This is a genomic window from Microcoleus sp. (assembly GCF_049646505.1).
Classification (GTDB): Bacteria; Cyanobacteriota; Cyanobacteriia; order Cyanobacteriales; family Microcoleaceae; genus Microcoleus.
Window position 1 is genome coordinate 1 of sequence record NZ_JBARVX010000424.1, and the last position, 8,632, is coordinate 8,632.

7 protein-coding genes are annotated in these 8,632 nt (G+C 43.4%); 5 read left to right on the plus strand and 2 right to left on the minus strand.

All coding sequences use genetic code 11. The features are described from left to right. Positions 1–478 precede the first annotated feature (478 nt). Positions 479–679 (plus strand): hypothetical protein, encoded by a 201-nt coding sequence (locus tag WBA89_RS20915; RefSeq protein WP_293122028.1) that lies wholly within the window; start codon positions 479–481, stop codon positions 677–679. 149 nt (positions 680–828) lie between these two features. Here the strand turns inward: WBA89_RS20915 and WBA89_RS20920 are convergent, their stop codons facing one another. After that, positions 829–1,578, minus strand: a complete 750-nt coding sequence (locus WBA89_RS20920) for a pentapeptide repeat-containing protein (protein ID WP_424409158.1) — start codon at positions 1,576–1,578, stop codon at positions 829–831. Between the two features lie 54 nt (positions 1,579–1,632). On the opposite strand from WBA89_RS20920, the gene WBA89_RS20925 reads away from it, so the two are divergent. Beyond that, positions 1,633–2,145 carry a phosphoribosyltransferase gene (locus WBA89_RS20925; protein ID WP_424409160.1) on the plus strand — a complete coding sequence of 171 codons (513 nt, stop codon included), beginning with the start codon at positions 1,633–1,635 and terminating at the stop codon, positions 2,143–2,145. 287 nt (positions 2,146–2,432) lie between these two features. On the opposite strand, the gene dxr is transcribed toward WBA89_RS20925, so the two are convergent. Further along, on the minus strand, positions 2,433–3,623 hold the full coding sequence (gene dxr / locus WBA89_RS20930) for a 1-deoxy-D-xylulose-5-phosphate reductoisomerase (protein ID WP_424409161.1): 1,191 nt from the start codon (positions 3,621–3,623) through the stop codon (positions 2,433–2,435). A 127-nt stretch (positions 3,624–3,750) separates the two neighbouring features. Between dxr and WBA89_RS20935 the strand changes: the two genes are divergently transcribed. The 3 genes from WBA89_RS20935 (at position 3,751) to WBA89_RS20945 (ending at position 8,442) form a co-directional block, all read left to right on the plus strand. Further along, on the plus strand, positions 3,751–5,316 hold the full coding sequence (locus WBA89_RS20935) for a DUF2079 domain-containing protein (RefSeq protein WP_424409165.1): 1,566 nt from the start codon (positions 3,751–3,753) through the stop codon (positions 5,314–5,316). A 9-nt stretch (positions 5,317–5,325) separates the two neighbouring features. Then, the gene (locus WBA89_RS20940; RefSeq protein ID WP_424409163.1) at positions 5,326–6,897 is read left to right on the plus strand and encodes a DUF2079 domain-containing protein; all 1,572 of its coding nucleotides are present in this window, start codon (positions 5,326–5,328) and stop codon (positions 6,895–6,897) included. 108 nt (positions 6,898–7,005) lie between these two features. Continuing rightward, a complete protein-coding gene (locus WBA89_RS20945; protein WP_424409164.1) occupies positions 7,006–8,442 on the plus strand; it encodes a DUF2079 domain-containing protein in 1,437 nt (478 codons plus the stop codon). Positions 8,443–8,632: the final 190 nt, after the last annotated feature.

An 8,632-nucleotide genomic window follows, 5' to 3' on the forward strand; every position in this document is an offset into this window, starting at 1 on the left:
TCGATCGATTTATTTATAGCAATTCTGAACACCATGAGATACGAGCCGAAAAAATGTAATTGGTAATTGGTAATTGGTAATTGGTAATTGGGGTAACTGGTAACTGGTAATTGGTAGTCCCCTATACCCTATACCCCATGCCCAATGCCCCATGCCCTATGCCCTATGCCCTATGCCCTATTACCCCGATCTGGTGTACCTCATTTAACTGAAAAACATATATTATGAGATAAATATTAATTTATTTGTCGCACTCTCTTAAGGAAAAATACAGATTTGGGAGTTGCCAAAAGCGAGGTGTCGAGACGGAGTTGGTGTTGCGAGTTTCCCTCTCAATGAGGAAAGAACCGATCCCCAAGTTTGGCTGACACAAATCACAAATTAAGACCGAATGAATCACATTTGCTCGCGTATTTGAATCACATAAAGATTGGGAAAATCAGTCCATACTGTCAAAAGCGAGTTCAAAACAAAAACAATGATGACCCAAACGTTTTTACCTCAATTTACTATTGCAGAGCTAGTTTTTCAGGTATATCACTCCGGTCTGCTGACTCCCACTCACCGACAACAGCTCAAGACAGCCCTGTTAAATGACTGTCTTACCGAAGAAGATCAAACAGCCATCAACCGCTTGCTCCACGCCGTTCGCCGGGGCTGGCTGAAAGTTGTAGATTAAAATCGAGTAGAAAATTTTTTGCCGCTTCTGTGAAAATGCACTGCCACCCGAAGGCAGAATTAAATCGCCTTAATAAAATCAAGAATTAAACTAAAGGCAGGGTGCGCCACCATCACCCTGCGGTGCTAAATTCTGTTTTGCCAGCTTATTTACTCAGAAATTTTGCCGTCAGGCATCATCGCTTCTCTCAGATTCGCCTCCTTCAAATTTGTCCCGCGCAAACAAGCTTGATGCAGGTTTGCTCCCCGGAGATTGGCTCCCTTGAGGGAAACTCCGCTCAAATCTGCTAGATGTAGATTGGCACAGGTCAAGTTTGCTCCGCTCAAATTGGCTCCCTTCAAATCCGCTTTTTCGAGATTGGCTTCCGTCAAATTTGCCCAACTCAGATTTGCTTGAGTCAGGTTGGCAAGGCTGAGGTCAGCTTGCGTTAAGTTCGCGTCGGTTAAATTTGCTTTGCTGAGGTTAATACCACAAAGTTTTACTTCTGTCAAGTTTGCACCTTGCAAGTTAACGTTGGCGGCATAAACTTGAATCAATATTGCCCGCTGAAGGTTGGCATCTCTCATGTCTGCACCCCTGAGACTAGCCCCGGTTAAATCTGCCCCGCCGAGCACCGCACTCCGCAAGATGGCTCCGCTTAAGTTGGCTCCCACCGCCTCGCATTCCCCGAAATTAGCGGACATGAGGTTGGCTTGGGAGAGGTTGGCTTGGCTGATATTTGCTTGATACAGATTGGCTCTGTAAAGGATTGTGCCGATCGAATTTGCACCTTTTAAATCAGCTTGACTCAGGTTAATATCGCGCAAATTTATCCTTGACATATTGACCCCGGCTAGGTCTACTTTCTGAAATACCCGTTCTCCGGCTGCATACCGTCTGAGAAGTTCGTCTGCATTCATGTCATTTCCCCCAAAATATTTAATAATATCTTTGATATTTCAATCATATTAGGCATGAGCGACCTTTACATTTCTTGGTCTGATTACCATCGGACAATTGAGGATTTGGCTGTAAAAATTGATGAATCTCAGTGGAAATTCGATCGCATTGTTTGTCTCGCGAGGGGAGGGCTGCGGGTGGGCGATACTCTGTCGCGGATTTTCCACAAACCTCTGGCGATTTTAGCGGCTTCGTCTTACGGTGGGGCGGAGGGAAAAGTCCGGCGGGCGATCGAGTTTGCGCCTAATTTGACAATGGTGGGCGATAATTTGGGCAGCCGCATCCTGTTAGTTGACGATTTGGTGGATTCGGGGATTAGTTTGGAACAAGGTATCCTTTGGCTGCAAAACCGCTACGGCGAAGATATTCAGGAAATTCGGACTGCTGTACTTTGGTACAAGGCTTGTTCTGTGGCGAAGCCGGATTATTATGTAGATTATTTGGCTGACAATCCTTGGATTCACCAACCTTTTGAAATGTACGAAAAAATGAGTGCGGCTGATTTTGCGGCGAAAGTCAAAAATTAGCAAAAGATAGAAGACGGCGGTTGAAACCAGGTTTACAAAAACGAAGTCCGCCTCCGCGGACTGAAGATAATAACTGAATAAAATAACGTAATTTTTACGACCAGTTCTTCAACCCGCGCAGGCGCGTGAGTGTTTGTATAGACGCGGTTTCAACCGCCGTCTGCATCTGAATAAAATAACGTAATTTTTACGACCAGTTCTTCAACCCGCGGAGGCGCGTGAGTGTTTGTATAGACGAGGTTTCAACCGCCGTCTACATCTCAGAATTAGCGAACTGAAAGAATCCGTTAGCGAAGCCCTCGAAGAGGATCGCCCAATTCGACACTCATCGCCAAAACTTCCTGCCGCGCCCACCTATCCGCCGCCAGAATATCATCTAAACCAGGACTTTCACAGTTATCAGCTTGATGTTTGTCGCACACTTTCTCAATCAATTTCGGAATATCCAAAAATGTAATCTTTTCCTCCAAAAATAGCCCTACAGCCTGTTCGTTAGCCGCATTCAGCACCGCAGGCATGGAGCCGCCCGCACGTCCCGCCGCATAGGCTAACTGCATACAAGGATACTTTTCGTGGTCGGGTTCTCGGAAAGTCAAATCGCCGGATTTTACCAAATCCAGCCGCGGCCAATCTGTAGGAATTCGCTCCGGCCAAGACAAAGCGTAAAGCAGCGGCAACCGCATATCCGGCCAGCCTAATTGCGCCAAAACCGACGTATCTTGCAGCTCAATTAACGAGTGAATTATGCTCTGGGGATGGATGACAATATCAATGTCGTCATAATCCAGGCCGAACAAGTAATGAGCTTCAATTACTTCTAATCCTTTGTTCATCAAAGTAGCAGAATCAATCGTGATTTTCTGCCCCATCGACCAATTCGGATGTTTCAAGGCATCGGCGACTGTTACTCCTGCTAATTTGTCGATCGGCAAATCTCGAAAAGAACCGCCGGAAGCTGTAAGAATAATCCGGCGCAACCCTCCCGCCGGTAAGCCTTGCAAGCACTGAAAAATTGCCGAATGTTCTGAATCAGCCGGCAATACTTTAACACCGTATTTTTCGATTAAGGGGTTGACAACGGGGCCGCCGGCGATTAAGGTTTCTTTATTTGCTAAGGCGATATCTTTGCCTGCTTCTATAGCCGCAATTGTTGGCAGCAAACCCGCACAGCCAACTATGCCGGTGACTACGGCTTCAGCGTCGCCGTATTTGGCAACTTCGACAACGCCTGACTCCCCAGCAAGTAAAATAGGTTGAGGGTCAATATCTGCGATCGCCTCCTGCAATTCCTGTAATTTATCTTCGTCACAAATCGCGACAATTTCCGGTTTAAACTGGCGAATTTGCTGCGCCAGCAACTTGACATTTCGTCCTGCTGTTAACCCGACAATCCGAAATTGTTCGGGGTATTGAGCTACAATATCCAGAGTCTGAGTGCCGATGGAGCCTGTGGAGCCGAGAAGAGTTATTGCTTTCACAATTTTTTAAGGTTTTGTGGATTATTCTAATATTACGATTGCGGGAACTAAAATTAGCGGTTAACTATTGCGCGGCAGGCACATTCGATGGCATTATATTTTGACCGATCAGCTAGTGCCAGATTTCATGGAGAATAGGGAAAATTTTGTTGATGACAGTGAGGACATCAGTGTCTCGATCGCCGAAAATATAGAGGAAGGTCGATCGCAGCCACCGTCGAGTCTGGTTTGGGCGATCGCCACCGCTGCGGCAATTTTCTTTTTTTGTAGCAGTTTGCGGCACGCTTTATTGCAATCAACAGCTTTCGATTTAGGAATTTTTGACCAAGCAATTTACCTCATCGCCCAAAACCAAACGCCTTTTTCTTCTTTGATGGAGATGCACATTTTGGGAGATCACGCAGCGGTAATCTATTATCCGCTAGCTTTGCTCTACAAAATTTACCCAGACGTGCATTGGCTGCTGTTGGTACAAGCAGTTGCTTTATCGTTGGGAGCTTGGCCTAGCTGGAGTTTAGCGCGTTTAGGCGGTTTAAATCAAGAACAATCCCGCGCGATCGCAATTATTTATTTGCTCTACCCGGTAGTATTCAACATCAATTTATTTGATTTTCACCCAGAAGTAATCGCTTTACCCGCAATTTTAGCAGCAATTTTAGCAGCGCGTTTAAATAAAATCCTGTGGTTTTGTACCGCAATTCTGTTAGTTTTGAGCTGCAAGGCTGTTTTGTCCCTAACCGTTGCTGCTATGGGGTTGTGGCTGTTTTTTTGCGAAAGAAAGCAACGGTGTGGGGCGATCGCACTTTTGCTCGGTGCAGCATGGTTTTTGATAGCTTCCCAGAAAATCATCCCCTACTTTAGCGGTAGCGAAGTCGCCGGAGTCGGGCGCTACAGCTATTTAGGAAAATCCGTAATAGAAATAATCATCAACCTTTTATTAAAACCACAATTAATCTTAGGAAGAATCCTTTCCACCGATACAATAAAATACTTATTCATCCTGATATTACCCGTGATTTGGCTGCTACTGCCATTTCCCCGCCCAAACAACCTCAAATATTTAACAGCCCTAATCCCTGCCATCCCTACCCTAATTATCAATATCCTCTCCGACTTGCCATTTCAACGCAGCTTAGCCTATCAATATTCAGTGCCGATAATTCCATTTTTAATAATAGCAGTCATCGCCCAAGAATCCAGCCGCAAAAACGCCCAATTAAAAACAGAATCGCAAATATTTTCGCCTCCAAAAATAGCGAATTTACCATTTACAAAAATACCAATACCGCAACTGTGGCTGGGCATTCAATTGCCGAAACAAATGATAATTTGGTCATTAATAATATTCTTAATTGTCGGACAATATAAAGATTTTTTCCTGTATCTAAATAGACTAGATACCTGGCAAGCCACGCGGGAAGCAGTCGCACAAGTTAAACCCCAAAGCAGTATTTTAACAGATAACAGACTTGCCCCTCACTTCGCGCACCGCCCCATCGTAAAATTGCTTTCACAAATTTCACCCCAAACAAACTTAGCTGAGTTTGAATACATATTATTCAACCTGCGCCATCCCTGGCCCGACACTGAAAAAATTGGAAATACCTTAGCCAATCAACTAAAAAATGCTCCCAATTTTAAATTAACTTATCAAAAAAACGACGTTATACTATTTAAACGCATCCCAGGTTAACCCAACAGAATGCTAACTTTAAAATCCGCAAAATTCCATCCAGTATTTTTAATGATTGTCGTGACAGCGATAATCTTATTTATCGCCAGCAGCGCGCGACACGCATTGTTTCATTCAACAGCATTCGACTTAGCAATTTTTGACCAAGCAATTTACTTAATCTCTCAAAATCAAACGCCATTTTCCTCATTAATGGGAATTAATATTTTAGGCGATCATACGGCGTTTATTTTCTATCCGCTAGCTTTACTTTACAAAATATATCCCGATGTTCGCTGGCTGTTATTAGTGCAAGCTGTTTCCCTAGCTTTAGGTGCTTGGCCTAGCTGGAGTTTAGCACGTCAAGCGGGATTAAACGAACCAAAGGCGATCGCCATTGCAGCAGTTTACCTGCTTTATCCCGCAGTATTTAACGTCAATTTGTTTGACTTCCACCCCGAAGTAATTGCTGTGCCCGCAATCTTAGCAGCAATCTTAGCAGCCAGACTCGATAAAATCCTGTGGTTTTGTGCCGCCACAGTATTAATTTTAAGCTGCAAAGCCGTATTATCTTTAACAGTTGTGATGATGGGTGTTTGGCTGTTTTTCTTTGAAAAAAAGAGCAGGTGCGGACTCATCGCTATATTTCTCGGCGCGGCTTGGTTTTTGATAGCAACTCAAGCTATTGTACCGTATTTTAATCAAGGCAAGCAGCACGCAGGTGTGGGGCGATATCAATATTTAGGAAACTCGGTTTTTGAAATAGCTGTTAATTTAGTGCTGAAACCTAACTTAGTAGTAGGGCGGCTGATTTCAGCAGATACTTTGGGATATTTGATTTTGTTGTTTTTGCCCGCAATCTGGTGGATTTCTCCTCGGCATCTTTCGCCCTTAATTGGTGCTTCGCCGATGCTATTGATGAATATTCTTTCCGATATTGACGCGCAGAGAGATTTGATTCACCAGTATTCTGTGCCGATATTTCCATTTTTATTAACTGCTGTAATTTCTACCCTAGCAGACAGACAGAAAAGAGCGAGCAATTTTTGGAAAAATGCAGGTAATTATCTGTGGAATCATCGCAACTGGATGCCCCGACTTTGGAATAAAGTATCGAAAAATATTTCAATTAAATCTGTTAAACATATCTGGACTCACCGCACTTGGGTTCGCCGAAGTTGGAGAGGTGGAAAATTGCTGTTTGCCAATTCGTTACTGTCAAAATTGTTAATTTTGTGGGCGCTGATAACTTTTTTAGCTTTGGCTAAATACGGTTATTTTGGAACAATTTATTTAGAGTCTCTCGACACTTGGCAAGCTACGCGACAGGCAATTAACAGAGTGCAAACTAAAGGCAACGTGTTAACAGATAATTCCCTAGCAACTCATCTCGCTCACCGAAAAACAATTAAATTGCTGCATCAAGTTGCTAACGGACAAAGTTTGAATGAATTTGAGTATGTACTGCTAAATTTGCGCCATCCTTGGCCGGATACTGCGGATACTGCTGCGAGTGTCGCGGCTCAACTTAAAAAATCTCCTGAATTTAAGATAACTTATCAGCAAGACGATGTATTTTTGTTTCAAAAAATCAGCAATTAGTAAACTTATTGCAATAATTATTCATCGCTCAAAACCAACCGCAGATTTAAGGCAGATAAACAGAGAGAAACGCAGATAATTTTAAGATAATTTTGGAATGAATACAATATGAACAATTTTAAGCATCTAAAATACGAGCCTGTAATTTGGTCGATCGCCCTTTTTGTGGTAATATTTTTACTGTGCAGCAGTGTACGCCACGCCCTGTTTCAATCCAACGCCTTTGAACTGGGAATTTACGACCAAGTAGCGTATCTAATCAGTCAGGGACAAACGCCGTTTTCCTCATTTCTCGAAATTCACCACATGGGAAACCACGCCGCTTTGGTGATGTATCCCGTGGCTTTGCATTACAAAATATATCCCGACGTTCATTGGCTGTTGCTAGTGCAAGCAGTTGCTCTAGCATTGGGTGCTTTGCCAACTTGGAGTTTGGCGCGTCAAGCCGGATTAAATAATAGCATATCTCGGGCGATCGCCAGTATTTACCTCCTCTATCCATTAGTCTTCAATGTCAACCTCTTCGACTTCCACCCAGAAGTAATTGCCCTACCCGCACTGCTAGCAGCAATCCTAGCCGCCAGACTAAATAAAACCCTGTGGTTTTGTGCTGCTATCGTCTTAGTTTTGAGCTGCAAAGCCGTGTTATCTTTAACTGTAGCTGCGATGGGACTGTGGCTGCTGTGTTTCGACAAAAAACGCAATTGCGGACTCATAGCTCTATTTTTAGGTGTCGGTTGGTTCCTGATAACTACTCAGGCTGTGATACCGTATTTCAATCTGGGAAGAGAACACGCAGGAATCGGGCGATATCAATATTTGGGAGATTCAGTTTTAGAAATTGCTGTTAATTTAATATTGAAACCAAATCTAGTTTTAGGACGTTTATTTTCTTTAGATACTTTTGAATATTTAGCCTTATTAACCTTGCCTGTAATTTGGTGGCTTTCCCCGCGTCACCTGACACCTTTAATTAGCGCCGTGCCGATGTTGGCGATGAATATTCTTTCCGATATTCCAGCCCAGCGAGATTTGATTCATCAATATTCTATTCCGATATTGCCATTTTTGTTAGTTGCCGTAATTTCCAGTTTAGCAGATAGAAATCAGTCTAAAGGAAAGATAATATTTGATAGATTGCCAATTCCTAATTATTCATTGCCAAAAATCATTGTAATTTGGTCATTAATCGCTTTTTTAGCTTTAGCGAAATACGGCTATTTTTGGACTATTTATTTAGATTACCTCGACACTTTGCCAGCTACCAAAGAAGCCATCGCTCTCGTCAACACAAAAGGCAGCGTTTTAACAACTTCTCGCGTTGCTCCCCACTTAACGCACCGCCCCGTGGTAAAGTTAACTGAGGCTAAGACACCTCCTGCAAATCTCAAGGAATTTGATTATGTCTTGCTGAATCTGAGGTATCCCGGCTGGATGAGCGATCGAGCTTTTGTACAAAACCTAGTAACTCAACTCACCAACAATCCCCAATTTAAACTCAAATATCAGCGAGATGATATATATCTATTTACTAAGAGTCAGTAGTCAGTAGTCAGTTGGCAGTTGGCAGTAGTCAGTTGGCAGTTGGCAGTTGGCAGTTGGTAGTTGGCAGTTGGCAGTTGGCAGTTGGCAGTTGGCAGTTGGCAGTTGGCAGTTGGCAGTTGGCAGTTGGCAGTAGTTAACAGTCAACAGTCAACAGTCAACAGTCAACAGCTAACAATTCCCAATTCCCAAT

What these genes read in the sequence shown, in the direction of transcription:
- WBA89_RS20915 (WP_293122028.1), top strand. Translation starts at nt 479, where the DNA reads ATGATGACCCAAACGTTTTTACCTCAATTTACTATTGCAGAGCTAGTT.
- WBA89_RS20920 (WP_424409158.1), bottom strand. Translation starts at nt 1,578, where the DNA reads ATGAATGCAGACGAACTTCTCAGACGGTATGCAGCCGGAGAACGGGTA.
- WBA89_RS20925 (WP_424409160.1), top strand. Translation starts at nt 1,633, where the DNA reads ATGAGCGACCTTTACATTTCTTGGTCTGATTACCATCGGACAATTGAG.
- WBA89_RS20935 (WP_424409165.1), top strand. Translation starts at nt 3,751, where the DNA reads ATGGAGAATAGGGAAAATTTTGTTGATGACAGTGAGGACATCAGTGTC.
- WBA89_RS20940 (WP_424409163.1), top strand. Translation starts at nt 5,326, where the DNA reads ATGCTAACTTTAAAATCCGCAAAATTCCATCCAGTATTTTTAATGATT.
- WBA89_RS20945 (WP_424409164.1), top strand. Translation starts at nt 7,006, where the DNA reads ATGAACAATTTTAAGCATCTAAAATACGAGCCTGTAATTTGGTCGATC.